The organism is Azospirillum sp. ST 5-10 (assembly GCF_051225715.1).
In the GTDB taxonomy this organism is placed as follows: Bacteria; Pseudomonadota; Alphaproteobacteria; order Azospirillales; family Azospirillaceae; genus Azospirillum.
Genome location: NZ_JBPJSP010000025.1, coordinates 1 through 26,724 on the forward strand (window position 1 = coordinate 1; position 26,724 = coordinate 26,724).

Genomic DNA, 26,724 nt, shown 5'->3' on the forward strand with positions numbered 1-26,724 from the left:
GCACCAGCGTGTTCACCGTCACCCGCCGCGCCCGCGCGAAGGCCTGCAGGCGCGCCGTCGCCGCCGCGTCGAGGCCGCCGGCCAGCGCGCCGTGGCCCTCCCCGCGGTCGGCATCCCCCCCGATGTCCAGAAGGGCGTCGGCCAGCAGGGTCGGCTCCTCGACCGCGGCCAGGCGCTCGCTCCAGAAGCGGCGCTCGGCCGCGGTGTCGCGTCCCAGCAGCCAGGCGACGTGGTCGCGGAAGGGGGCCGGCGGCGAAGGCGGCGCTTCACCGGCGTAGCGCTGCAGCACCTCGGCCATGAGCAGGCCGGCGCTCCAGCCGTCGAGCATGATGTGGTGGAAGGTCCACAGCACGCGGTGCGCGCCGCCATCAGGTCCGCCATCGAGGCGCACCAGGACGAGGCGCATCAGGGGCGGTGCGGCCAAGTCGAGGCCGCGCCGGCGCTCGGCCAGGGCAAGGGCGTCCAGCGCCGCCGCCGCGTCGGCGCGGCCGCGCCAGTCCAGCACCTCGGGCCGGAACTCGGCGCTGCGCAGGACGACCTGGACCGGGGTGGCGGCGCCGTCCTGCCAGAGGACGGCGGAGCGCAGGACGTCGTGGCGCTCGACCGTCGCCTGCCAGGCGGCGGCGAAGCAGTCGGGATCGAGGGCGTCGACGGTGACGGCGATCTGGTTGAGGTAGGCAGCACCGCCGGGCTCGTAGAGGCCGTGGAAGAGGATGCCCTGCTGGAGCGGGGTGAGCGGGTAGACATCGGCGACGGTGCGCGGTGCGAAGGGCAGGCGGTCGAGGGCCGCCTGGTCGAGGCCGGCCAGCGGCACGTCCGACGGCGTCAGCCCGCCCGCCGTCGGCTCCAGGCAGTGCGCCACCAGCGCCGACAGCTCCGTCCGGAACGACGCCGCCAGACCGGCGATCGTGGCGTCGTCGAAGAGGGCGCGGCTGTAAGTCCAGGCCAGCCGCAGCCGACCCTCGGCGACGCCGCCGTCCACCGACAGCCAGTTGGGCAGGGGGGCCTGCCCGTCGACGCTCGGCCCGGCGTCCTCGCCGGCGCGCTCGAAGGGGGCGTCGGCGGCGAAGCTGCCGTCGAACCGGCCGAGATAGTTGAAGGTCACCCGCGGCACCGGCAGGGCGGCGATCCGCGGATCGCCGGCGATGTCGCGCAGCAGCCCGAATCCCAGCCCGCCGCCCGGCACGGCGCGCAGCTGCTCCTTGACGGCGCGCAGGGATTCGCCGAGGCCGGCGCGCGGCGTCAGGCGCAGCGGGTGGGTGGCGGTGAACCAGCCGACGGTGCGGCCGAGGTCGAAGGCGCCCTCCCCGTCCTCGCGGCCATGGCGCTCCAGCTCCACCAGGGTGTCGGGGCGGCCGGAGCGGCGGCACAGCGCGCGCGCCAGCGCGGTCAGCAGCAGCTCGTCGATGCGGGTGCGGTAGGCGGCCGGCGCTTCGTGGAGGAGCCGGTCGGTGAAGTCCGCATCGAAGGCCAGTTCGATCCGCCCGGCGTCGGCGACGCACCCGGGTTCGCCCGGCCGGTCGGGCGCCAGCCCGCTGTCGGCACCGGCGAGCTGCGCCTCCCACCACGCCCGCTCGGCCTGCAGGGCCGGATCGGCGGCGCGGCGGTGGAGATGGGCGGTCCAGTCGCGGAACGGCGTCGTCTTGGCCGGCAGCGCCGGCGCCGTCCCGGCCGCGGCCTGGCCGCAGGCGGCGGCCAGATCCTCCAGCAGGACGCGCCAGGACACGCCGTCGACGACGAGGTGGTGGATCACCAGCAGCAGCCGCTGGCCGCCGTCGCCGAGGCGCATCAGCACGGCGCGCAGCAGCGGGCCGTGGGCGAGGTCGAGGCTCGCCTGGGCCTGCGCGCCGACCGCGCGGACGGCGTCGGCGTCCGGCGCGTCGGCCGTCCACAGCAGCGCCGCCCCGGCGCCCGCCTCCGGCGCCGCGTGCCGCGCCGCGCTGGCGTCGAAGCGCAGGCGCAGGGCGTCGTGGTGCGCCACCAGGGCGTCCAGCGCCGCGCGCAGCGGCTCCTCGGCCGGGGGTGCGCGCGGACGCAGCAGCACCGACTGGTTCCAGTGGTGGGGCCGCGCCATGGCCGTGGCGAAGAAGCGCGTCTGGAACGGCGTGAGCGCACAGGGGCCGCCTACCGGTCCCTGCGGGACCGCCGGCCGGTCGTCGGGGCGCGCCACCCGCGCCAGCGCCTGCAGCGTCTGGTGCTGGAACACGTCCTTGGGCGTCAGGTGCAGCCCCTGCTGGCGGGCGCGGCTGACGAGCTGGATGGAGACGATGGAGTCGCCGCCGAGCTCGAAGAAATTGTCGGCGGCGCCGACGCCGCGCACGCCCAGCAGCTCCTCCCACAGGGCGGCCAGCCGGCGTTCGGCGGCGCCGGCGGGGGCGATCCAGTCGGCCGCGGGTCCGGTCTCCGGGGCCGGCAGGGCGCGCCGGTCCAGCTTGCCATTGGCGCTGAGCGGCATGGCATCGAGGCGGACGATCCGCGCCGGCACCATGTAGTCCGGCAGGTGGCGGAGCAGATGGTCCTTGAGCGCCGCCGCCAGCCCCTCGCCGGGAGCGGCGGCGACGTAGCCGACGAGGCGCCGCCCGCCCGGTCCGTCGGCGGCGACCACCACCGCCTCGCGGACGTCCGGATGCTCCAGGAGCCGCGCCTCGATCTCCCCCAACTCGATGCGCAGGCCGCGGATCTTCACCTGGTGGTCGGCCCGGCCGACGTAGTCGAGCGCGCCGTCGGCCCGCCGCCGCACCAGGTCGCCGGTGCGGTAGAGGCGCCCGCCGTGCGCGAAGGGATCGGGGACGAAACGCTCGGCGGTCAGGCCGGGACGCCGGTGATAGCCGCGGGCCAGGCCGATGCCGCCGATGTGGAGTTCGCCGACAACGCCCGGCGGCACCAGGTTCATGTGGCGGTCGAGGACGTGCAGGCGGATGTTGGCGATGGGATGCCCGATCGGCACGGCCTGCCGCCCCGGCTCCTCGCGGCAGGTCCAGGCGCTGACGTCGATCGCCGCCTCGGTCGGGCCGTAGAGGTTGTGCAGCGCCGCCCGGCTGCGGGCGAGGACGCGCCGCTGCAGGTCGAGCGGCAGCGCCTCGCCGCTGCACAGGACGTGGCGCAGACTGGTGCAGGCGCCGATGTCCTCCGCCGCCAGGAAGGCGTGCAGCATGGACGGCACGAAGTGCAGGACGGTGATGCCCGCCCCGGTCACGATCCGCCGCAGTTCGGCGGGGTCGCGGTGGGCGCCCGGCGGCGCCACCACCAGGGTGGCGCCCGTCGTCAGCGGCCAGAAGAACTCCCACACCGAGACGTCGAAGCCGAACGGCGTCTTCTGCAGCACCCGGTCGCCGGGGCCGATGGGATAGGTGCGCTGCATCCAGTCCAGCCGGTTCGCCAGCGCGGCGTGGCTGTTCCCCGCCCCCTTCGGCCGGCCGGTGGTGCCCGAGGTGTAGATGCAGTAGGCCAGCGCCTGGGGATGCTCCGCCGGCGGCGGCGGAGCGGCGCCGGCGTCCGGAACCGCGCCGTCGAGGTGGAGGACCGGCACCGCCCCGGCGGGCAGCCGCTCCGCCAGGTGGGCCTGGGTCAGCACCAGCCCGACGCCGCTGTCCGCGATGAGGAAGGCCAGGCGCTCGGGCGGATGGTCCGGCTCCAGCGGCACGTAGGCGCCGCCGGCCAGGGTCACCGCCAGCAGGCCGACCACCATCTCCACCGACCGCTCGGCGGCGACGCCGACCAGCACGTCCGGACCGACCCCCAGTCCCCGCAGCGCCATAGCCCAGCGCCCGGCGCGCGCCTCCAGCGCGGTGTAGGACAGGGTGGTGTCGCCGAACACGAGGGCCGGCGCGTCCGGCGTGGCCGCCGCCTGCCGGGCGAAGCGCAGGCGCAGCGAAAGGGGGCCGGCGACCGGTGCCGCGGTGTCGTTCCAGCGCCCGAGCAGGGCGGCGCGCTCGTCGTCGAGGAGACCGTCGACCGCGTGCAGCGGCGCGTCGGGGCGGGCCGCCACGGCCGCCAGCAGGCGGCGCAGGCGGTCGAGCATGCGCCCGGCGGTGGCGGCGTCGAACAGGTCGCAGGCGTAGGTGATCCCCAGCCGCAGCGCGCCGTCCTCCCCCTCCAGGCTGTCCAGGGCGAGGTCGAGCTTGGCCACCCGCTGCGGCGGGCTGAAGGGATCCGCCGCCAGGCCCGGCAGGCCGGAGAGCGGCGCCAGGTCGAGCCGCTGGTGGTTGACCATCACCTGGAACAGCGGGTGATGGCTCAGGCTGCGCTGCGGCGCCAGCGCCTCGACCAGCCGCTCGAAGGGCAGGTCCTGGTGGTCCTGGGCGTCCAGGCAGGCCTGGCGGACCGCCTCCAGCAGGGCGGCGAAGCTCGCCGTGCCGTCGACCCGCTGGCACAGGACGACGGTGTTGACGAACAGGCCGATCAGACCTTCGGTCTCGGCGCGGGTGCGGCCGGCGACCGGCAGGCCGACCCGCAGGTCGTCCTGGCCGGTCAGGCGGTGCAGCAGCAGCAGGAAGCCGGCGAGCACCACCATGAAGAGGGTCGCCTCGCCGGCCGCGGCGACGGCGCGCAGCGCCGCGACCTCCGCCGGCGGCAGATCGACCTGCACGCCGCCGCCGCGGTGACTCGCCTCGGCCGGGCGCGGCCGGTCGGCCGGCAGTTCCAGGACGGGCTGCCCGTCGCCCAGCACGGCGCGCCAATGGGCGAGCGCCCCGTCGTCCGCGCCGGCCTCGCTCCACAGGCGCTGCCACAGGGCGCAGTCGCCGTACTGCACCGCCAGCGGCGCCAGCGCCGGCGTCTCGCCGCGGTGGAACGCGGCGTAGAGCCGGGCGAACTCCTGCACCAGCAGCCCCAGCGACCAGCCGTCGGAGACGATGTGGTGCATGCGCAGCAGCAGCACGTGGCGGTCCCGGGCGATCCGCAGCAGGTCGATCCGCAGCAGCGGGCCGGCGGCGAGGTCGAACGGCTCGCGCACCGCCTCGGCCAGCACCCGGTCGAGCTCGTCCTCCGGCACCGCGCGCCGCGCCACCACGGCCGGCGTCGCCGGCCGCACCTCCTGGAGCACGGTGCCGTCCTCCTCCCGGAACACGGTGCGCAACGGCTCGTGACGGGCGACCAGGGCGTCGAAGGCGCGCTGCAACGCGTCCTCGTCGAGGGGGCCGGCCAGCCGCACCCCGGCGGCGAGGTTGTAGGCCGGGCCGTCGGGATCGAGCCGCCACAGGAACCACAGCCGCTGCTGGGCGTGCGACGCCGGCACCGGCGCTCTGGGATCGCGTGGCGGCACCGGCAGCACGCCGGGGGCGATCCCCTGCTCCGCCAGCCGGGCGCGGAGCTGCCGGCGGCCTTCGGGCGGCAGGGCGGCGAAGCGCCGGGACAGGGCCAGCAAACGGTCTGCGGTCGCCATCATCGCGCGTCCACGTCCTCGAACAGGGTTTCCAGGGCGTCGACCGTGGCCGGTTCGGCGCCGGACCGGCGGTGCTCCTCGACCCGTGCGGCGAACCGCTCCAGGGTCTGGCCCTCGAAGAACAGGCGCAGCGGCAGCGCCACGTTCAGCTCCGCCTGGAGGCGGGTGCGCAGGCGGGTCGCCAGCAGGGAGTGGCCGCCCAGCTCGAAGAAGTTGTCGTGCACGCCGACCCGCTCGACGCCCAGCGCCTCCTGCCACACCGCGGCCAGCACCCGCTCCAGCTCGGTGCGCGGCGCCACGTAGGCGCGGCTGCGCGTGTCGAGCGCCTCCAGCGCGCGGCGGTCCACCTTGCCGTTGGGGGTCTGCGGCAGACGGTCCAGCGGATGCAGGCGGGCCGGCACCATGTAGGCCGGCAGCCGGTCGGCGAGCACGGCGCGGCAGCGCTCCGCCACCACCACCCCGTTGGCCGCCGCCCCCTCGGCCGCTTCCGGCACGACGAAGCCGACGAGCTGCGTGCCGGCCGGCGTGGCGCGGGCGATCACCGCGGCGTCCGCCACGCCGCCGGCCCCGCGCAGCGCCGCCTCGATCTCGCCCAGCTCGACCCGGTAGCCGCGGATCTTGATCTGCTGGTCGACCCGGCCGAGGAACTCCAGCACCCCGTCCGGCCGGTAGCGGCCGAGGTCGCCGGTGCGGTAGAGGCGCGCACCCGGCGCGGCGCCGTGCGGGTCGGGCAGGAAGCGCTCCGCCGTCAGCCCCGGCCGCCCGAGATAGCCGCGGGCGACGCCGGCACCGGCCACGTGGATCTCGCCCTGGACACCCACCGGCACCGGCTCCAACGCCCCGTCGAGCACGTGGACCCGGGCGCCGGGCACCGGCCGGCCGATGGGCACCGGCCCGGCCGGGGCGTCCTCCGCCCGCCATCCCGTGCACCAGACCGTCCCTTCGGTCGGCCCGTACTCGTTGACCAGCGCCACCTCCGGCAGCACCGCGGCGTGGCGCGCCGGCAGCGCCTCCGGACAGGCCTCGCCGGCGACGATGACGCAGGCCAGCCGGGTGGCGCCGCCCCCGGCGAGCTGGTCGAGGACCTGGGCGTGCAGCGACGGCAGCGCCAGGTAATGGGAGATCTCCTCGCCGACGATGGTGGCCGCCAGGTGCGCCGGGTCGCGGTGGGCCTGCTCGTCGGGCAGGTGCAGGGTGCCGCCCTGGGCGAGCGTCCAGAACAGCCCGGCCACCGAGCTGTCGAAGGAGAACGACGACAGCAGCAGGAAGCGGCGCACCCGCTCGGCGTAGAAGGCGTCGCGCGCGGCGGTGGAGGCGACGGCGTTGGCGTGGCTGACCATCACCCCCTTGGGCGTGCCGGTCGAGCCCGAGGTGTAGATGAGATAGGCCATCGTGCCCGGCCCGGGGCCCGGCCCGGCGCCGAGCCCGGCGCCCGAGGGGGCGGAGTCCGGCGCCGCGCCCTGCCACAGCGGCGAGTCCGGGGCCAGCGACAGCACCGCGGCCCCGGCGTCCGCCAGCCGCGCCGGCAGCGGGTCGAGGGCGAGCACGTGGCGGGCACCGCTGTCGGCCAGCATGAAGGCCAGCCGCTCGTCCGGGTAGGTGGGATCGAGCGGCAGGTAGGCACCGCCCGCCTTGAGGACGCCGAACACGGCGACCACCGTCTCGACGGCGCGCCCGGCGTAGACGCCGACGGGCCGGTCGGGCGCCAGGCCCCGGGCGCGCAGCGCCGCGGCGACGCGCTCGGCCCGGCGGTCGAGCTCCCGGTAGGAGAGCCGGACCGCGCCGGCCGCGACGGCGACCCGCTCGGGATCCGCCGCCGCCTCGCGCTCGAACAGCCGGTGCAGCAGGACGGCGCCACCGGCGTCGGCCGGACCCGAGGCGTTGAACGTCTCCAGCACGCGCCGGCGTTCCTCCGCCCCGAGGAGCCCGACCGCGCCCAGCGGCCGGTCGAGGTCGGCCAGGGCGCCGTCAAGGAACGCCGCGAACTGGCCGAGCCAGACCGCCGGCATCGCCGGATCGACGCCGCCGTCGGGGCTGGCCAGGCGCAGGTCGCGGTCGCCGCGCGTCAGGTGCAGGCGCGGCGGGTGGACCAGGTCGGCGAGGATGCGCGTTCCCGGCGCGGCGGCGGCGTCGCGCCCGAACACGAAGGGGCAGCGCAGCCGACCGCGCTCGTCCAGCAGGTCGGGGTCGTAGAGGCTGTCCTGCCAGGACAGGCCGTGCTCGAGCCCGTCGCGGACGGCGGCCCACGCCGCGCGCAGCGACCCGGCCGGGTCCGGCGCCACGGCGACCGGCAGGGTGCGGGCGAAGCGCCCGACGGTGTCGCGCAGTTCCTCCCGCCGCCCGTCGACGGCGTAGCCGACGAGCAGGCGGCCGGCGCCGGTGATGCGGGCGAGGAAGGCCGCCCACAGGACGAGCAGCAGCGAGTCCTCGGGCGCGCCGAGGGCGGCCGCCGCCGCGGCCAGCCGCTCCGCCAGCGCGCCGAGCGGACGGGTGGCCGCACCGGCGCCGGTGCCGTCCGGCGTCCGCTCGAACGGCAGGCGCGGCGGCTCGCCGGTGCGCGCCAGCACGTCCTGCCAGAAGGCCTCCCCCTGGCGGCCCGCCTCGCCTTCGCGCAGCTCGGCCTGCCAGGCGGCGTAGTCGGCGTACTGCAGCGCCTCCTCGTCGGCCGCCGCCGGCGCGCCGCGCAGCCGGGCGGCCAGCACGGCCAGGGAGCGGGCGTCGAGGCTGCAGGCGGGGCCGGCCAGCAGCACCCGGCAGCCGGTGGCGCCGTCGCCGGGGATCACGTCGGCGACCAGCAGCGGCCCGGCGGCGAGGTCGAGGCGCGCCGCCGCCTCGGCCAGCAGCGCCTCGGGCACGGCGCCGGCGGCGACGGTGCGCACGGCGCAGGCGGGCCCGTCCTGGATCGACTGCACCGGCAGCCGCAGGCCCGGCAGGGGGACATAGCGGGTGCGCAGGATCTCGTGCTCGCGGCACAGCGCCTCGACCGCCTCGGCGACCCGGCCGGGATCGGTGCCGTCGGGCAGGTCGACCACCACGCCGGCGACCGCCGGATGGCCGGACGCCGGATGGCGGGCGAGGACGAAGGCCTGCTGGGCGGAGAGGGCGAAGACGTCCGCGACGGGGTGGTCGGTCATGCTCGGGCCTCCGGTTCGACGGCCACGTCGGCGCTGTTCAGCGCGATGGCCATGGCGGTCATGATCCGGCGCGGACCCGTGTAGGGGTTGCGGGCGTGCACCGTCAGGATGTTGTCGAGGAGGACGACGTCCCCCTTCTGCCAGGGGAATTCGACCATCACGCTGCGGTAGGCGTCCTGCAGGTGGGCGATGGTCGCGGCGTCGATCGGCGCGCCGTCGCCGTAGAAGGTGTTCTGCGGCAGGTCGTCGGGCGCGAATTCGGCGATCAGGCCGGCGCGCAGCGTCTCCGGCAGGGTGAGCGCGTTGAAGAAGGTGGCGTGGTTGAACCACACCAGGCCGCCCGTGCGGGGATGGCGCACCACCGCCGGGCCGATCTGGCGGGTGCGCAGGCGGTTGCCGTCGCGCCACTCCGCCGTCACCCCGACGCGGCGGCAGTAGGCCTCCACCGCGGCGCGGTCCTCGGTCTGGAAGACGGTCTGCCAGGGCAGCCCCATGCCGTGACCGTAGTTGCGCACGTAGAGGACCTTGCGGGCGATGAACTCCTCGCGCACCGCCGGGTCGATGCGGTCCATCAGGAGCCGCGTGTCGCCCAGCGGCGTCTCGCCCCCCGTCGCCGACGGCAGGTCGGCGTAGAAATAGAGATGGAGCGGGAAGACCGGGGAGTAGGAATGCTCGTTGTGGGCGAAGATGGACTCCGGCGCGGGGTAGTCGGTCGAGGTGTAGATGTTGAACTGCCCGGAGATCTGCGTGCGCGGCGAGGCGCGGAACATGTACTCCAGCGCGCCGCCGGACACGGCGTCGACGATCCGGTTGAACTCGTCGATGCCGGCGACGTCGAAGCCGCGGAACAGGATGGCGCCGTGACGCAGCAGGGTCTCCTCCACGGCGGCGCGGTTCTCCCGCGCCCAGTCGACGAGGCTGACCCCGGCGACCGCGGGCCGGCAGAGCGCCGGCATGGTGCCGTCGGCGAACAGCGGCTCGACGACGACCAGCCGGCCGCCGCCGGCCGGGGAGAGCCCGCGGCGGCTGCCGCGGCTGAGCTTGGGGATCGCTGGCACTGCCGTGTCGTTCATGATCATTTCCCCACAACGGACGGGTGCGGCACGCCTGGGGCGGGCCGGCTCAAGACGGATGGCGGACGGCCGCGGCGGCGCGGACGGCGCGGCGCAGCGGCTGCGACGGAGCCGCGCCGCCGGGGCCGGCCACCGCCGCCGACGCGGCGGCGCCGGCCTCCCCGGCGGCGGCGACCAGGTCGGCGGTCGCGGCGCCGGGATTGGCGACCAGGACCGCCAGCACGGCGCGCATCGCCGCGAACAGGCCGCGCACCGTCGCCGGCGCGAACAGCCCTTCGGGCCAAGTGAAGCGCGCCTCCAGGGTCTCGGCGGCGTTGTTGAAGGCGACGACGAGGTCGATCTCCGCGGCGTGCCGCCCCGCCGCGACCGGCTCGACCGTCAGCCCGGGCAGGTCCGGCAGGGCGTGCACCCCGTCCTGGTAGATCAGCTTGACGCTGAAGAAGGGGGCCCGCCCCTCGCGGCGCGGCGGCCGCAGCGCCTCCACCAGGTGGTTGAAGGGAAGGTCCTGGTGGTCGGAGCCGTCCACCACCACGCGGCGGCACTGCTCCAGCAGGTCCGCCGCCGGTGCCGCCGGGTCGACGTCGACCTGCAGGACGAGCTGGTTGACGAAGAAGCCGACCAGCCCTTCGAGCCGGTCGTGGTTGCGGTTGGCGATGTCGCCGCCGATCCGCACCCGCCGTTCGCCGGTGCGCTGGTGCAGGACGACCGCGAACGCCGCCAGCAGCACCATGAAGGGGGTGAGGCCGCGGCGCCGGGCGAAGGCCCGCAGGCGCCCGGTCAGCGCCGCGTCGACGGCCGTCGCGTGGTGCATCCCGACACCCCGCCCGGGCGGCGGACGGCGGCCATCCGGCGGCAGCTCCAGCACCCGGTGGTCGGTGCCGAGGTGGCGGCGCCAGTAGGCGAGCTGGCGGTCGAGCCGTCCCGTCTCCAGCCGCCGGCGCTGCCAGCGGGCGACGTCGCCGCAGCGCACGGGCAGCGGCGGCAGGGCGGCCGGCGTTCCCGCGCGGAAGCCGGCGTAGAGGGTGCCGAGCTCGGCGACGAGGATGCGGATGGACCAGCCGTCGGCGGCGATGTGGTGCAGGGTGACCAGCAGGACGTGGTCGTCGGGCGCGGTGCGGATCAGCACGGCGCGCAGCAGCGGTGCGAGCGCCAGGTCGAAAGGGCGCTGCGCCTCGGCCTCGGCGTGCTGGCGCAGCGCCGGCTCGCGGGCGTGGGGCGGCAGGTGGGCGAGGTCGACGACGTCCAGCGGCACCGGCGCCGGCGGAACCTCCACCTGGATCGGTCCGCCGGCCGCCTCGGCGAAGCGGGTGCGCAGCGCCGGGTGGCGCTCGACGAGGGCCGACAGGCTCGCCCGCAGCGCGTCGCGGTCGAGGGGGCCGCGCAGGCGCAGGGCGCCGGGAATGGTGTAGATCGCCGCCTCGGGCGCCAGCTGGGCGAAGAACCACAGCCGCTCCTGGGCGAACGACAGGGGTGCTGCGTCCTCTCCGGCGGCCGCGCCGGCGGCGGGCCGAAGGGGCGGCTCGTCGGTGCCGGCCGCCGCGCCGGCGGCCCCGGCGGCGACCCCGGAGGCCTCGACGGCGCGGGCGAAGTCCGCCAGGCGGCGCGCCTCGAACAGGCTGCGCAGCGGCACCGGAACGGCCAGGGCCTGGCGCAGCCGCGACACCACCTGGGTCGCCGACAGCGAATGACCGCCGATGTCGAAGAAATCGTCGTCGCGGCCTACGTGCTCCACGCCGAGCACCGCGCACCAGACGGCGGCGACCGCCCGTTCGGTGGCGGTGCGCGGCGGCTCCGCCGCCGTCGTCCGCGGCGCCGGGGCGGGCAGCGCCCGGCGGTCCAGCTTGCCGTTGGCGGTCACCGGCAGCCGCTCCAGGGCCAGGATGTGGGCCGGCACCATGTGGTCGGGCAGATGCGCCCTCAGCGCCCGGCGCAGCGACGCCGGATCGGCGGTGCCGACGACGTAGCCGACGAGCTGCGGTCCGGCGTGGTCGCGGTGGACGACCACCACCGCCTGGCGCACGCCGTCCTCGGCGCGCAGCGCCGCCTCGACCTCGCCCGGCTCGACCCGGAAGCCGCGGATCTTCACCTGCTGGTCGGTGCGGCCGAGGAACTCCAGCCGTCCGTCCGGCCGGCGGCGCACGCGGTCGCCGCTGCGGTAGAGCCGCGCGCCGGGAGCGCCGAAGGGGTCCGGCACGAAGCGCTCGGCGGTGGCCCCCGGGCGCCCGACATAGCCGTCGGCGACCGCCGGGCCGCCGATGTGGAGCTCGCCGGCGACCCCCGCGGGCAACGGGTTGAGGTCGCCGTCGAGCACCCAGGCGGTCGCCTGAGGCAGCGGCCGCCCGAGGGGGATGGTTGCCGGCGGCGCCGGCACGCCCTCGACCTCCTCGGTCAGGACGCCGACCGTCGTCTCGGTGGGCCCGTAATGGTTGATCAGCCGGCAGTCCGGGCGGGCCGCCCGCAGGCGGCCGAGCAGCGCTCCGCTGCACGGCTCGCCGCCCAGGATCAGTGCGTGCCACGGCAGGGCGGCGGACTCCCCGCCCTCCGCCAGCAGGCTTTCCAGGTGGCTGGGGGCGATCTTCAGCACGCCGATCCGGCCGCGCGCCATGGCCTCGCGGAACAGGAGCGGGTCGCGCGCCTCCTCGCCGTCCAGCAGATGGAGCGTGCGGCCGGCGCACAGCGCCCCGAACAGCACGGTGTGGCCGAGATCGGCGGCGACGGTGGAGGCCATCGCCATGGCCGCCGTGTCGTCGAGGCGCAGGCGCCGCTCCAGCCCGCGCACGTAGGCGGCGAGCGCCCGGTGCGGGACGCTCACCCCCTTGGGTTCGCCGGTGGAGCCGGAGGTGAAGACGATGTAGGCGGGCTGGCGCGGATGCACGGCGGCCGGCTCCAACCCCGCGTCGGTCCCGTCGGCGTCGTCCGCGACCCCGAGCACGGGCAGGCCGACCTCCGGCACCGGGCCGGCGGCGAGGACCAGGCCGGCGCCGCACAGCGCGGCGATCCGCGCCAGCCGCGCCGCCGGCGTGTCGGGCTCCAGGGGAACCGCGGCGGCGCCGGTCCGCAGCACCGCCAGCAGCCCGACCACGAACTCCGGCGAACGGCCGCACGGCAGCAGCACCGGCCGGCCGGGCCCGGCCCCGGCGGCCGCCAGCCGCCGGGCGAGACGGCCGGCGCGGCGGTCCAGCGCGGCGTAGCTCAGCGACCGGCCGCCCTGGACGACGGCGGCACGCCCGGGCACGCGGGCGACCTGTGCGGCGAACAGGTCGAGGACGCCGGTCACCGCCGCCAGCGGCGCGGGATTGGCCCAGGCCGCGAGCTGGCGGTGCTCCACCTCCTCCAGCAGGTCGAGGTCGCCGACGGCGCGGGCGGGATCGCCGGCCGCCTGGCGCAGCAGCGCGCGGTAGCGGCGGGCCAGCGCCTCGACGCCGGCCCGGTCGAGGATGTCGGCGCAATAGCCGAAGTCGGCGACGAGGCCGCCGTCCGCGTCCTCCCGCGTGGTCAGGGTGAGGTCGAGCTTCTGGGCCGTGCGTTCGCGCTCGACCGGGGTCAGCCGCACCGGCCCCAGGTCGCGCGCACCCGCCGGGCCGGCGCCGAGATGGTTGAACAGCACCTGGACCAGCGGGCTGTGGCCGGCGTCGCGCTCGGGCCGGAGCGCCTCGACCAGCCGGTCGAAGGGGAGGTCCTGGTGGTCCTGGGCGGCGAGCATGGCGTCCTGCACGCGGCCGAGCAGGTCGGCGAAGCGGTCGCGCCCGTCCACGGCGGCGCCCACGACGAGCGTGTTGACGAACAGGCCGACGACCCCTTCGAGCTCGACCTTGCGCCGGCCCGCCACCGGCATGCCGACCCGCAGGTCGCGGCCGGCGCCGTGCCGGTGCAGGAGCGCCAGGAAGGCGGCGAGCAGCACCGCCGCCAGGGTCACCCGCCGGCTTTCCGCCAGGCGCCGCAGGCGCACCGCCAGCTCGGCCGGCAGGGTCGCGGCGACGCTGCCGCCGGCGCCGCGGCGCGCCCCCGGGCGGGGGCGGTCGAGCGGCAGCGCCAGCGGCCCCGGATCGTCGGCGAGGCGCTGCGTCCACCAGGCGAGCTGGCGGTCGCCGTCGCCGCACTCCAGCCAGAAGCGCTGCCACAGGGCGAAGTCCGCGTACTGCACCGGCAGGTCCGGCAGGTCCGGCGTCCGGCCGTCGGCCAGGGCGCCGTAGACCACCGCCAGCTCGCCCATCAGCCGGTCGACGGACCAGCCGTCGGCGACGATGTGGTGCAGGGTGAGCAGCAGCGCATGCTCCGCGGCGGCGAGGCGCACCAGGCGGCCGCGCAGCAGCGGGCCGCAGGCCAGGTCGAACGGCGTCGTCGCCTCGGCGTCGCACAGCGCCGCCAGCCGCGCCCGGCGCTCCTCCTCGCCCAGCCCGGCGAGGTCGTGGCGGAGCAGGCGCACCGGATACGGCGCGCGGATCTCCTGCACCGGCCCGCCGTCGCGTTCGGGGAAGGCCGTGCGCAGGGACTCGTGGCGGCGCACCAGGAGGCTCAGGCTGTCGTCCAGCGCCGCCGGGTCGAGCGGGCCGCTCAGCCGGAACACGCCGGGCACGAGGTAGGCGGGATCGGCCGGGTCGAGACGGTTCAGGATCCACAGCCGCTGCTGGGCGTGCGACAGCGGCAGCGGCCCGTCGCGCCCGGCGCGGGACACCGGCAGGTCGCGGAACAGGTCGACGCCCTTGCGCGCCATCACCGCCACCAGCCCCTTGCGCTGGTCCGGGGAGAGCGTGCGCAGGGTCTGCAGCACCGTGCTCATGACACCGCCTCCCGCTGCGGCTCCGCCGGCGCCACCAGGCGGGCGAGCTCGTCGGGCGACAGGCCGCGCAGGCTTTCGGCCGCCGCCAGCACGTCCGCCTCCGCCGCCCCGCCGCCGCGCTGGCGCTCCACGTCGGCGGCGAAGGCGCGCAGGTCCGCCGCCTCGAACAGGGCGCGCAGCCCGACCTTGACGTGAAGGTCCCGTTCGACGCGGGCGATCACCTGGGTCGCCAGCAGCGAGTGGCCGCCGAGGTCGAAGAAATTGTCCAGGAGGCCGACCCGCTCGACGCCCAGCACCTCCTCCCACAGGGCGGCGAGGGCCCGTTCGACGGCGCTGCCCGGCGGCACGAAGGCGTGGCCGGCGCCGCCGGGCTCCTCCACGGCGAGGGCCTGGCGGTCGAGCTTGCCGTTGGCGGTCAGCGGCAGCGCCTCGACCAGCAGGATCTGCGCCGGCACCATGTGGGCGGGAAGGCGCTGGCGGAGCCGGTCGCGCAGGCGCTGCGGCAGGGCCCGCCGGCGGCGGGCCAGCACCGGGTCGCTGGCGTGGTCGCCCGGCGCGTATCCCGGCGGCGCCGTCACCGGCGCCATGGCGGGCGGCAGGTCGGGGCGGCGCAGCACCGCGTCGAACCGGGTGGGGTCGTCGTTCCAGGAGAGGTCGGCGGCGTAGCCCAGCGCCTCGGCCAGGGCACAGAGCCGTTCGGGATCGACACCCTCACCCTCTGCCGCGGCGGCGCCGAGGCGGCGGCGCAGGCCGGCGACGGTGCGGTCGCCGGGACCGTCGGCAAGCGCCCGCCAGGCCGCGGCGTCGGCCTCCAGGCGGCGGTTCGCCAGCCCGGCAAGGCGCAGCCGCGGCGGTGCCGCGCTCCGCAGGTGGCGCTCCAGGGCGTCCAGGCCGTCGTCCGCCGGTCCGTCCCACGCGGGGATCTCCCAGACGGGGATCGCCTCGGCCCCGCCGGGCGGCAGCGCGCCCACCGTCAGCACCACGTCGTAGCGGTAGCGGGTCAGCTCGTTGTCGAAGCGGCCGCGCCGCAGGCGGATCGCCGCCCCCGTGAGCTGCGGCACCCGCGCCGCCAGCCCGAGGAAGAAGGAGGGGGCCAGCAGCAGCTCGCTGTCCTCGGCCACGGCGCGGGCAACGCGGGCACGCAGCTGGGCGACGCTCAGCCCGTCCGCGGCGCGCGCCAGCTCCACCGAGGTGCGGAAGAGGGGGTTCAGGCCGAGGTGGCGGACGTCGCCGACGAAGATCCGCCCGCCCGGCCGCAGCGCCGCCGCGGCACCGCGCAGCACGGCGGCGAGGTGGTCGGCGTCGGGGAAGTACTGGACCACCGAGTTCAGCACCACCGTGTCGTAGGTCGCAGTCCCGATGCCGGAGAAGTCGCACGCCTCCTGGCGGCTCAGCACGGCGTGGGCGAACCCGGGACGCCCGGCCGTCCAGGCGCGCAGGCCGGCGATGGCGCGCTCGGACAGGTCGGTGCCGCGGTAGGTGCGGCAGCGCGGCGCCAGGTGCTGGGTCAGCAGGCCGATGCCGCAGCCGATCTCCAGCAGGTCGCGCGGCTCCAGGGCGAGGATGCGCCCGACCGTCGCGTCCAGCCATTCGCGCATCTGCTCGTGCGGGATCGGGGCGTCGGCGTAGCTGTCGTTCCAGCCGGTGAAGCGCGGTCCCGCGGCCTCGCCATCCGGCGCGTAGGTGTCGTCGAACACCGCCGCCCACTGCCCGACCAGCTCCGTCCCCTCGGCGCGCCCGTCGCGCAGCCGCTCCGCGTCCGCCACCACGCAGGCGGCGAGGCGCTTGCCGCCGGCGCGGTCGTCCTGGACCAGCACGGCGGCGTCCCGCACCTCCGGCTCGTCGCGCAGGGCCGCCTCGATCTCGCCGGGCTCGATGCGGAAGCCGCGCACCTTCACCTGCTGGTCGGCGCGCCCGAGATAGACGACCCGGCCGTCGGCGCGGCGCAGGGCGAGGTCGCCGGTGCGGTAGAGCCGCCCGCCCGGCGCCGTGCCGAACGGATCGGGCACGAAGCGTTCGGCGGTCAGGGCGGGGCGGCCGAGATAGCCGCGGGCCAGCCCCGGCCCGGCGACGTAGAGCTCCCCGGCGACACCGGGCGGCACCGGCTCCAGGGCGCCGTCCAGGCAGTACCAGGCGAGGTCGGCCAGCGGCTCGCCGATCGGGCTGCCGCCCGCCTCGGCTTCGGCGCGGCTCACGGGGTGCACCGTCACGTGCACCGTCGTCTCGGTGATGCCGTACATGTTGACCAGGCGCGGCGCCGCGTCGCCCAGCCGGTCGAACCAGGGCCGCAGGTCGGCGGCTTCCAGGGCCTCGCCGCCGAACACGACGTGGCGCAGCGACAGCGTCTCCGGTCCCGCCGCCATCGCCGCCTGGGTGAAGGGGCGGAAGGCCGAAGGGGTCTGGTTCAGCACGGTGACCCGCTCGTCGCGCACCAGGGCGAGGAAGTCGGCCGGCGACCGGCTGGTGTAGTAGGGCACGACCACCAGCCGCCCGCCGTGGAGCAGCGCGCCGAAGATCTCCCACACCGAGAAGTCGAAGGCGTAGGAGTGGAAGAGCGTCCAGACGTCCGTCCCGTCGAAGGCGAACTCCCGTTCCGCGGCGTGGAACAGCCGCAGCACGTTGGCGTGGGTGACGAGGACGCCCTTCGGCGTGCCGGTGGACCCCGAGGTGTAGATGCAGTAGGCGAGGCCGTCCGGCCGCACGGCCGAGGGCGGGTCGTCGGCGGGCGCGTCGCGGACCTCCGTGGCGCCGGGCGAGACGACGCGCACGCCCGGCGCCACCGGCACCCGGTCGAGGAGAGCGGGGTCGGCCACCAGCACGGCGATGCCGCTGTCGGCCTGCATGAAGGCCAGCCGCTCGCGCGGGTAGGCCGGGTCGAGGGGCAGGTAGGCGCCGCCGGCCTTGAGGATGCCCAGCATCCCGACGATCAGGTCGGCCGACCGCTCCATGGCCAGCCCGACCAGCCGGTCCGGCCCGACGCCGAGGGCCCGCAGGCGCCACGCCAGCCGGTTGGCGCGGGCGTTCAGCGCGGCGTAGGACAGGGAGCGGCCCTCGACGGTGACGGCGGCGGCCTCGCCGCGCAGCGCCGCCTGGCGGGCGAAGGCCTCATGCAGGCTGGTGCGGACCGCGGCCGCGGGCGCCGGCGGTCCGTTCCACCGGGCCAGCACCGCCCGGCGCTCCGCCTCCCCCAGCATGGGCAGCGCCGCGACCGGCCGGGCCGGGTCGGCGGCGGCCGCCTCCAGGAGCGCCAGCCAGTGGCCGGCCATCCGGGCGACCGTCGCACGGTCGAACAGCGCCGTGGCGTACGTGAAGGTGGCCTCCAGCTCCCCGTCCTGCTCCACCGTGTGGAGGATCAGGTCGAACTGCGTGGCGAGCTGGGTCTGGCCGACCCCGTCCACGGCGAGGTCCGGCAGGCCGCGCAGGCCGTCGAGCCGCCGCCACTGGTGGTCGAAGGCGACCTGGAACAGCGGGTTGTGGGAGAGCGTGCGCTCCGGCTGCAGCGCCTCGACCAGCAGCTCGAACGGCAGGTCCTGGTGCGCCTGGGCCTCGAGCGCGCGCGTCCGCGCCTGCCGGACCAGGGCGTCGAAGCCCAGCCCCTCGGGGATCTCGGCACGCAGCACCAGCATGTTGACGAACACGCCGATCAGCCGCTCCGTCTCCGGCCGCGTGCGGTTCGCCACCGTCACCCCGACCCGCAGGTCGCGCTCGCCGGTGTAGCGGTGGAGGAGCGCCTGGAAGGAGGCCAGCAGCACCGTCGGCAAGGTGACCCGCAGGCGCGCCGCCAGGGCCGCCAAGGCCGCCGCCAGGGGCGGTGCGACGGCGCAGGTCAGCGCCGCCCCGTCGAGGTCCGGGCGGGCCGGGCGCGGCCGGTCGAACGGCAGGGCGAGCGGCGGCGGCGGCGGGCCCAGCCGGTCGCGCCAGTGCTCCAGCAGCGCCGCCGCGTCCCCCCGCTCCAGCCAGCGGCGCTGCCAGCGCGCGAAGTCGAGATAGCGGATCGGCGGCTCGGGCAGCGTCGCGGCGCGCCCGGCCCGGGCGGCGCGGTAGAGCGCCCCGAACTCGTCGAGCAGCAGGTTCATCGACCAGCCGTCGGCGACGATGTGGTGCACGGTCAGCAGCAGCGCGTGGCGCGCCGGCTCCAGCACCAGCAGGGTCACCCGCAGCGGCGCGCCGGCGCGCAGGTCGAACGGCCGGCGCGCCGCCGCCTCGGCCAGCGCCGCCGCCCGCGCCTCGCGCTCCGCCGCCGGCACGGCGGACAGGTCGTGGCGGTCGATGGGCAGGGGTGCGGCGGGGCGCACCTCCTGGACCGGCCGGCCGTCGTTCCCCTCGTGGAACGCGGTGCGCAGGACGGCGTGGCGCGCCGCCAGGGCGTCGAAGGCGGACCGCAGCGCCGCCTCGTCGAGCGCGCCGGTCAGCCGGACCGTGCCCTGGATGGTGTAGGCGCAGCTCCGTGGATCGAGGACCCAGTGGAACCACATGCGGCTCTGCGCCGGTGCCAGCGGGCCGGCGTCGCCCGGTTCGGCAAGGATGGTCTCCGCCGGGCACGGCGCGGCGACGGCGCTCCGGGCGTCGATCAGGGCCGCGGCGTCGGCCAGGGTCGCCGCCTCGAACAGCGGGCCCAGGTCGACGGCGACGCCGAGGCGCCGGCGCAGCCGCGCCTGCACCTGCACCGCCGTGACCGAGTTGCCGCCGAGCGCGAAGAAGTTGTCCTCCCGCCGCGGCGCCGCGACGCCCAGCAGCTCGCCCCACAGGGCGGCCAGGAGCCGTTCCGTCGGGGTCGCCGGCGGCGTGCCGGTGCCCGCCGCGGCGGGGTCGCCGGCACGCCGGACGAGGGCGACGTCGAGGCTGCCCGCCGCGATCCCGGCGCGGCAGGCCGAGCGCTGGAGCTTGCCGCTGGTGGTCCGCGGCAGGCCGCCGGGGTTGAGCAGGGCGACCAGGGCGGGCGCCTCGCCGGACACCTCGGCCACCGCCCGGCCGACGGCCTCGGCGAGGTGGCGGGCGCCGTCGCCGCGCAGGGCGCCGCGCCCCGCCTCGGCGGCGACGCCGATCGCCTCCCGCCCGTCGTGCTCCACCGGGAACGCGGCGACGCGCCCCTTGCGGACACCGGCGACCCGCTCCTCCACCGCGCGCTCCAGGTCCTGGGGGTAGAGGTTTTGCCCGCGGATGATGAGCATGTCCTTGAGGCGGCCGGCGATGCAGAGCTGCCCGCCGTGGAGCACGCCGAGGTCGCCGGTGCGCAGCCAGGTGCGGCCGCCGAACGCGACGAAGGCGGCGGCGGTCGCCGGCGCGTTGCGCCAATAGCCCCGGGCGACGCTGGGCCCGGCGGTCCACACCTCGCCGACCCGCCCCTCGGGCAGCGGCGCGGCGGTCTCGGGATCGACGATGCGCACGGCGTGGCCGGGCTGCGGCCGGCCGCAGCTCACCAGCACCGCGTCGTCGCCGGCGGCCAGGCGCCGGTCGGCCAGGGCGGCGGCGTCGCAGCGCAGCCGCTCGATCCCGCCGCCCCGCCGCCCGCCGGAGACGAAGAGGGTCGCCTCGGCCAGCCCGTAGCAGGCGAAGAAGGACTCGGAGCGGAACCCCGCCGGCGCGAACCGCGCGGCGAAGGCGTCGAGCGTGTCGGGACGGATCGGCTCGGAGCCGGAGAAGGCGACCCGCCAGCCGCCGAGGTCGAGGCCGGCGAGCGCCGGATCGGCGATCCGCTCGACGCACAGGCGGAAGGCGAAGTCGGGGCCGCCGCTGACGGTGGCGCCCTCGCGGCCGATCGCCTCCAGCCAGCGCACGGGCCGCTCGAGGAAGGCGGCCGGCGCCATCAGCACGCAGGCGGCGCCGGTGAAGACCGGCTGCAGCAGCCCGCCGATCAGCCCCATGTCGTGGAACAGGGGCAGCCAACTCAGGACCGTGTCGTCGCGGCCGATGCCGAAGCCGTCGCGGATCAGCCGCTCGTTGGCGACGAGGTTGCCGTGGCTGACCTGCACGCCCTTGGGCGCCGAGGTCGAGCCGGAGGTGTACTGCAGGAAGGCGATGGAGTCGGGGTCGAGCGGCGGGCGCCGCCAGTCGTCCGCCAGCCCGTCCGGCAGCGAATCGACCGCCAGCACGGCCTGCCCGGGGAACAGCGGCGCCAGGGCGTCGACGGAGGCGCCGTCGGTGAGGATCACCGCCGCCGCCGCGTCGTCGACGATGGTGCGGAGCCGCGCGACGTGGTGCGGGCGCAAGGACTCCGGGGGATAGGCGGGAACCGCGACGACGCCGGCGAACAGGCAGCCGTAGAACGCCTCGACGAAGGCGAGGCCGCTGGGCAGCAGCAGCAGCGCCCGTCCGCCCGGGCCGGCCCGCTCCGCCAGGACGGCGGCGACCGCCCGGGCGCGGCGTTCCAGGCGGCCGCAGGCGAGCGTCCGCGCGTCGCTCCCGCCGTCGACGAGGAAGCGCACCGCCTCACTCTCCGGCTCCCGGCCGGCCCGCTCCATCAGGGCGTCCACCAGCGTGCCTGCATCGCGCCCGGTCATGTCGTCCCCATCAGAATTGCGTGGTGTCGGCCGGCCGCCGCCCTGAAGCCGCGGCGGCCGTGCCCTCAGAGGGCGGCCGCGGCGGCCGCCGTGCCTTTAGAGCGCGGCCGCGGCGGCCGCCTCGGGCCGCAGCGCGGCGCCGATCAGCCGCAGCACGTCCGCCTCGCGGTCGCGCAGGAAGAAGTGGCCGCCGTCGAACAGCGTCATGGAGAAGCCCCCCGCCCCTTCCTGGCGCCAAGCGCCGAGCTGGTCCGGCGTCGGCTCGTCGTCCCGCCCGCCGAGGACGAGGATCGGGCAGTCCAGCGGCGGGCGCGGCCGGTGCCGGTAGCGCGCGCACATGGCGAAGTCCGCCCGCAGCACGGGAAGGGTCAGACGCATCAGCTCCTCGTTGGCCAGCACCTCGTCCGGGGTCCCGTCGAGGCTGCGCAGGCGCTCCTTCAGCGCGGCGTCGCTCGTCAGGCCGGCGTAGCGCGCGTCGTCGCGCCGCGACGGCGCCTCGGTGCCCGAGACGATCAGGGCGGCGGGCTCCGGCGCCCCCAGCGCGCGCAGGGCATGCGCCATCTCGAAGGCGATCAGGGCGCCCAGGCTGTGGCCGAACAGGGCGTGGCGCGGCCCGAGATCGCCGCGGATCTCCTGCGCCAGCCGCCCGGCGAGTTCGCCGATGTCGTCGGCGAACGCCTCGGCGAAGCGCCGGCCCCGCCCCGGGATCTCGACCGGCCGGACGTCGACGTGGCCGCGCAGCGCCGGGCGCCAGCGCCCGTAGACCATGGCGCTCGCCCCCGAGTGGGGCAGGCAGAACAGGCGCAGGCTCACGTCGCCGACTGCCCGTCCGATTGCCCGTCCATGTGCCGCCGCAGGCTCAGCGGACGCATGTCGGTCCACACCTGCTCGATGTATTCCAGGCAGTCCTTCTTCAGCCCGCTCTTTCCCACCTCGCGCCAGCCCGCCGGGATGGCCTTGTAGTCGGGCCAGATCGAGTACTGCTCCTCGTCGTTGACCACGACTTTGAACACGGTGTCTTCACGATCGAAAGCCATGATGGACCTCTGCATTGGCGGATGCGGGACGCCGCCGGGGCGCGTCATGCCGTTCCAACCACAAGGACGAACGAGGTCGGGAAATCATTAGCCCCGCGCCGTCGCCGGTGCCGGGCGGCGGTACGGCGTCGGACACGCAATTGGTTCAAATTGTCCGGCGACGACACGGCCGGCGCCCTGCCGGCGGCGTCCGGACCGCGCTTCCACCGACGTACAGGAGGGACATTCTCCCGCTTATAGGGCGTTGAAAATGAGAATCGTTTGCACTATCGTCCTGCGCACGGATCGTCGCCCCCGGTCATCGACATCCCGGTCACCGAGGCCCCCGTGATCGGCGCCCCAATGACCGGCGCTCCCATCACCAGTGGTTGACGCCCCAGCGATTGACACGAGGTAGCTGCCGCCATGACCCAGCCAGGCACCGCCGACGAGCATCCCCTCGCCCTGATATTCGCGACTCACCGGCAGTCGTACATCAGCGTCGCGGAGCGCATCACCGGATCCCGGAGCCATGCCGAGGACATCGTCCACGACGCGTTCGTGAAGCTCATCAGCATGCCGCTCTCCAACTCGATCCGGTCGCAGAGCGGCTACCTGATGAAGGTGGTCCGCAACCTGGCGATCGACCACTACCGGCGCAAACTGATGGAACTCCACCTGATGACCAGCGAGGAGGAGGGGCATTCCGTCGTCTCCCCGGAAGCCGCTTCCCCCGAGAGCATCAGCCGCGACCGCGAGACCCTGAAGACGCTCGACTCGGCCCTGGCGGAACTGCCGGAGCGCACCCGCTACGCCTTCGAGATGCACCGCATCCACGGCTTCAGCCAGAAGGACATCGCCGACAGCCTGGGGGTGTCCCCGACCCTCGTCAACTTCATGATCCGCGACGCCCTGGTCCATTGCCGCAAGACGCTGCAGGACAAGCACGCCGCGGAATAGGAACGGCGATGACCCAGCCGCCGGCGCTGCCCGCCTGCTGCACCCCCTGCGCCGACGGCTGGCCGTTCGCCGTGGCGCTGCCCGGCGGCCACTTCGCCGCCCTCGCCTTCGACGCCGGGCTGTACGAGGCGGACGCCTTCCGGCGGTGCGGCTGGGAAATGCCGGCGCCGGTCGTCCGCGCCGTGGCCAAGCGGCAGGCCGCCTTCCTCGCCGGGCGCCTGTGCGCCGACCGGGCGTTGCGCGGCCTCACCGGGCGCGGCGGCTGTCCGCCCATCGGCGCCGACCGCGCCCCGGTGTGGCCGCCGGGATGCTGCGGCTCGATCTCCCACGGCCGGGACCGGGCCGTGGCGGTGGTGGGGTCGCTCGGCCGCTGGGCCGGTCTCGGCGTCGACGTCGAGGACCGGGTTGCGGACGCGGACGCCCGCCCCTTGCAGGATGCGATCGCCGGCCCGGCCGAGATCGCGCGGCTGGAGGCGGTGACCGGATCGGCCGGCGCCGCCGTGACGCTCGCCCTGTCGCTGAAGGAAAGCCTGTTCAAGGCGCTGTTTCCGCTGTGCCGGCGCATGTTCTACTGCGACGCGGCCGAGATCGAGGCGTGCACCGCCACGGGAACGGCGCGGCTCCGGCTGTGCCGACCGCTCTCCCCGGACTGGCCGGCCGGGCGCTGCGTCGAGGCGCATTTCGCCGTCGGGCCGGACCGCGTCCACAGCCTGGTCGCCGTCCCGGCCATGGAACCGCGGCCATGATGCCGCCGTTTTGTCACAACCCGGATTGCGGTATGGTTTTCTCCGGCCGATGGCCGCACCGGGTCGTAAGGTGAACCTTCACCTTTCACGACCTATCCTGCCGACCGGGCCGACGGCTCCCCGCCATGGGGACGCGCCGGCCGAGGTCCGTTTCCGCCGAGTGTCCAGCGCATGTCCGAACGTTCCGCCGAATCCAGCGACGACCGTCTGAGCCGCGAGGCCGCCGACTGGTTCATGCGCCTGCATGCGCCGGAGTGCAGCGACGACGAGCGCGCGGCGTTCCGGCGCTGGCGCGCGGCGGCACCGGAGCATGCCCGGGAATACGCGGCCATCGAAGAGATCTGGGCCATCGCCGACCGCATCCCGGCGCGCAGCGCGCCGCCGCGCCGCGCCATGCCGCCCCCGCCCGGCGGCACGCTTGCCGCCCGCCCCGCCGGCCGGCGCCGGGAATGGCGGCGCATGGCCGCCGCCGCCGGCCTGGCGGCGCTCGCCATCGGCCTGGGGTGGGCCGGGGGATGGGGCGTCGGCCTGCTGCCCAGCCGGATCGCCTACTACGGCCGGGCCGACACGGTGCGCACCGTCACCCTGCCCGACGGGAGCGCGGTCGAGGTGAACCTCCGCACCGCCCTGCTCTACGCCGATTTCCGCGACCGCCGCAGCGTCCGGCTGAGCGACGGCGAGGCCTATTTCGAGGTGTCGCACGACCGCGAGCGCCCGTTCGCCGTCCACGCCGGCGACGGCACGGTGACGGTGACGGGGACCCGCTTCGACGTGTGGTCCGACCCGCAGCAGCTCGTCGTCACCCTGCTGGAGGGCGCGGTGACGGTCGAGGGCGGCGACGGCGCCGCCCGCCCCCTGTCGCCGGGCATGCAGGCGCGCCTGCGCCGCGGCGAGGCGGAGCCGAGCGTCGCCGCGGTCGACACCGACGCCGCCGTGGCGTGGCGCGACGGCAAGCTGGTCCTCAACGACCTGCCCCTCGAACGCGCCCTGCCGATGATCAACCACTATCTCGACCGCCCCGTGCGCATCGGCGACGCCCGGGTGGCGGCGATGCGGATTGGCGGCATCTACGACATCGCCCAGCTCGGCAGGCTGCCGGATTCCCTGGGCAAGGTCCTGCCGGTGCGCACGGTCCGCCGCGACGGCGAGACCGTCCTGTACAGCCGGTAGGCCCGAAAAAACGCCCGCCGCCCCCTAAAGATTCCGTCGGCCCGTTCGTCCTTGCCCATATGGCTTTCCCGCGGACAGACGACGACACGATGGCCCGGTCGCGATCGCACCACACCTTCGCCGAACTCACCAAGCTCCTGCGCCCCCACTGGCACGTCCTCCTCGCCGCCACCGTGCTCGGCATGGTGGGCGGCGCCAGCGTCACCGCGCTGCTCGCCACCATCAACGCCGGCCTGCAGGAGGCGGGGGGGACGTCGCCGTCCCTCCTGCTGGCCTTCGCCGGCTTCTGCGTGGTGGCGCTCGCCGGCTCGATCCTGTCCGACATGGGCACCAACTACGTGGGCCAGCACGTCATCGCCCGCCTGCGCGAGGACCTCGGCCGCAAGATCCTGATGGCCCCCGTCGACCGGCTGGAGCGCTACCGCACCCACCGGCTCATCCCGGTGCTGACCCACGACGTCGACGTGATCAGCGACTTCGCCTTCTGCTTCGCACCGCTGGCGGTCGCCCTGACCATCACGCTGGGCTGCCTCGTCTATCTCGCCGCCCTGTCCTGGACGATGTTCCTCGCCACCGCGCTGGCGGTTGTCATCGGCTCCATCATCCAGTACGTCGCCCAGAGCCGCGGCCTGAAGGGGTTCGCCGCCGCCCGCGAGCTCGAAGACGAGATGCAGAAGAACTACCGGGCGCTCGCCGAAGGGGCGAAGGAGCTGCGCATCAACCGGCCGCGGCGCGAAAGCGTGTTCGTCCACAAGCTCCAGGGGACGGCCGAGCGCATCCGCGACGTCCAGATCCGCTCGATCAATTTGTACGTCGTCGCCAAGACGCTGGGCTCCACCCTCTTCTTCATCGTCATCGGCGTCGCCCTGGGCTTCCAGTCCCTGTGGCCGAGCGCCGACACCGCGACGCTCAGCGGCTTCGTCCTGGTCCTGCTCTACATGAAGGGGCCGCTGGAGCTGCTGGTCGCCACCCTGCCCGTCGTCGGCCGGGCGCAGGTCGCCTTCCAGCGCATCGCCGAGCTGTCGGCCGAATTCTCCACCCCCGAGCCGGACCTCGTCCTCAGCGACGAGGGACGGCCGCGGCCGGAGATGCGGAGCATCGCCCTGGAGGGGGCGCGCTACGCCTTCCCGCCGCCGGAGACCGGCGAGCCCTTCGTCCTCGGCCCCGTCGACCTGCGCCTCGCCGCGGGCGAGCTGCTGTTCATCGTCGGCGACAACGGCAGCGGCAAGACCACCCTGATCAAGCTCCTGCTCGGCCTCTACAAGCCGCAGTCCGGGCGGCTGCTGTGGAACGGCGAACCGGTGAGCGACGCCACGCGCGACGACTACCGCCAGCTCTTCACCACCGTGTTCGCCGACTACTTCCTGTTCGAGGACCTCGGGCGCGCCGGCGGCGACCTGCCGGCGGAGGCGGCGCGCTACCTGGAACGGCTGGAGATCGCCCACAAGGTCAGCGTCGCCGACGGGCACTTCTCCACCACCGACCTGTCGACCGGCCAGCGCAAGCGCCTCGCCCTGATCCAGGCCTGGCTCGAACACCGGCCCGTCCTGGTGTTCGACGAGTGGGCCGCCGACCAGGACCCGACCTTCCGCCGCATCTTCTACACCGAGATCCTCCAGGACCTGAAACGGCTGGGCAAGACGATCGTCGTCATCTCCCACGACGACCGCTACTTCCACGTCGCCGACCGGGTCGTCCGGCTCGACGCCGGCCGCCTGGCCGACGTTGGCCGGCCGGAGCGCCCGGCCAACGTCCGGCTGGCCGGCGGCGCCGAGGCCTGAGCGGGATGCCGTCCGGAGTGCCACGTTCTGCCCCCGACCCGGCCCTCCCCCGCTGTGCAGGGGAGGGTGGGGGCAGAGGCGGCGCAGACCAGGCAACGCCGCCGGGAACGCGCATCGGCCGCCGCCGCCTGCTGGGCGCGGCCGCGTGGTTGGCGCTGGCGCCGCGGCCGGCCGCGGCGGC

The 26,724-nt window shown here is 75.9% G+C and carries 11 protein-coding genes; 4 read left to right on the forward strand and 7 right to left on the reverse strand.

What is annotated here, in order from left to right:
• The 7 genes from ACSBPG_RS23100 to ACSBPG_RS23130 all read right to left on the reverse strand — a co-directional run.
• The coding region (locus ACSBPG_RS23100) for an amino acid adenylation domain-containing protein (protein ID WP_435539578.1) at window positions 1–5,386 on the reverse strand (5,386 nt) is incomplete at its 3' end.
• Window positions 5,383–8,517 carry a non-ribosomal peptide synthetase gene (locus ACSBPG_RS23105; RefSeq protein WP_435539579.1) on the reverse strand — a complete coding sequence of 1,045 codons (3,135 nt, stop codon included), beginning with the start codon at window positions 8,515–8,517 and terminating at the stop codon, window positions 5,383–5,385. The genes ACSBPG_RS23100 and ACSBPG_RS23105, both read right to left, overlap by 4 nt.
• On the reverse strand, window positions 8,514–9,590 hold the full coding sequence (locus tag ACSBPG_RS23110; protein WP_435539580.1) for a TauD/TfdA family dioxygenase: 1,077 nt from the start codon (window positions 9,588–9,590) through the stop codon (window positions 8,514–8,516). The genes ACSBPG_RS23105 and ACSBPG_RS23110 overlap by 4 nt, the downstream gene beginning before the upstream one ends.
• Window positions 9,591–9,639: 49 nt before the next feature.
• Complete coding sequence (locus ACSBPG_RS23115) at window positions 9,640–14,370, reverse strand: amino acid adenylation domain-containing protein (RefSeq protein ID WP_435539581.1); 4,731 nt, start codon at window positions 14,368–14,370, stop codon at window positions 9,640–9,642.
• Entirely contained in the window at window positions 14,367–20,870 is a 6,504-nt protein-coding gene (locus ACSBPG_RS23120; protein ID WP_435539582.1) for an amino acid adenylation domain-containing protein, read from the reverse strand. Before ACSBPG_RS23120 ends, ACSBPG_RS23115 begins: the two co-directional genes overlap by 4 nt.
• 96 nt (window positions 20,871–20,966) lie before the next feature.
• Window positions 20,967–21,683, reverse strand: coding sequence for a thioesterase II family protein (locus tag ACSBPG_RS23125; protein WP_435539583.1), 717 nt, complete (start codon window positions 21,681–21,683; stop codon window positions 20,967–20,969).
• A complete protein-coding gene (locus tag ACSBPG_RS23130; protein WP_435539584.1) occupies window positions 21,680–21,907 on the reverse strand; it encodes an MbtH family protein in 228 nt (75 codons plus the stop codon). The genes ACSBPG_RS23125 and ACSBPG_RS23130 overlap by 4 nt, the downstream gene beginning before the upstream one ends.
• Window positions 21,908–22,312: 405 nt before the next feature.
• Between ACSBPG_RS23130 and ACSBPG_RS23135 the strand changes: the two genes are divergently transcribed.
• From ACSBPG_RS23135 to ACSBPG_RS23150, 4 genes are all read left to right on the forward strand, one after another.
• Complete coding sequence (locus ACSBPG_RS23135) at window positions 22,313–22,846, forward strand: RNA polymerase factor sigma-70 (protein WP_435539585.1); 534 nt, start codon at window positions 22,313–22,315, stop codon at window positions 22,844–22,846.
• An 8-nt stretch (window positions 22,847–22,854) separates the two neighbouring features.
• Complete coding sequence (locus ACSBPG_RS23140; RefSeq protein WP_435539586.1) at window positions 22,855–23,592, forward strand: 4'-phosphopantetheinyl transferase family protein; 738 nt, start codon at window positions 22,855–22,857, stop codon at window positions 23,590–23,592.
• 171 nt (window positions 23,593–23,763) lie between these two features.
• Window positions 23,764–24,762 (forward strand): FecR family protein, encoded by a 999-nt coding sequence (locus tag ACSBPG_RS23145; protein ID WP_435539587.1) that lies wholly within the window; start codon window positions 23,764–23,766, stop codon window positions 24,760–24,762.
• 89 nt (window positions 24,763–24,851) lie between these two features.
• Window positions 24,852–26,543, forward strand: a complete 1,692-nt coding sequence (locus tag ACSBPG_RS23150) for a cyclic peptide export ABC transporter (RefSeq protein ID WP_435539588.1) — start codon at window positions 24,852–24,854, stop codon at window positions 26,541–26,543.
• Window positions 26,544–26,724: the final 181 nt, after the last annotated feature.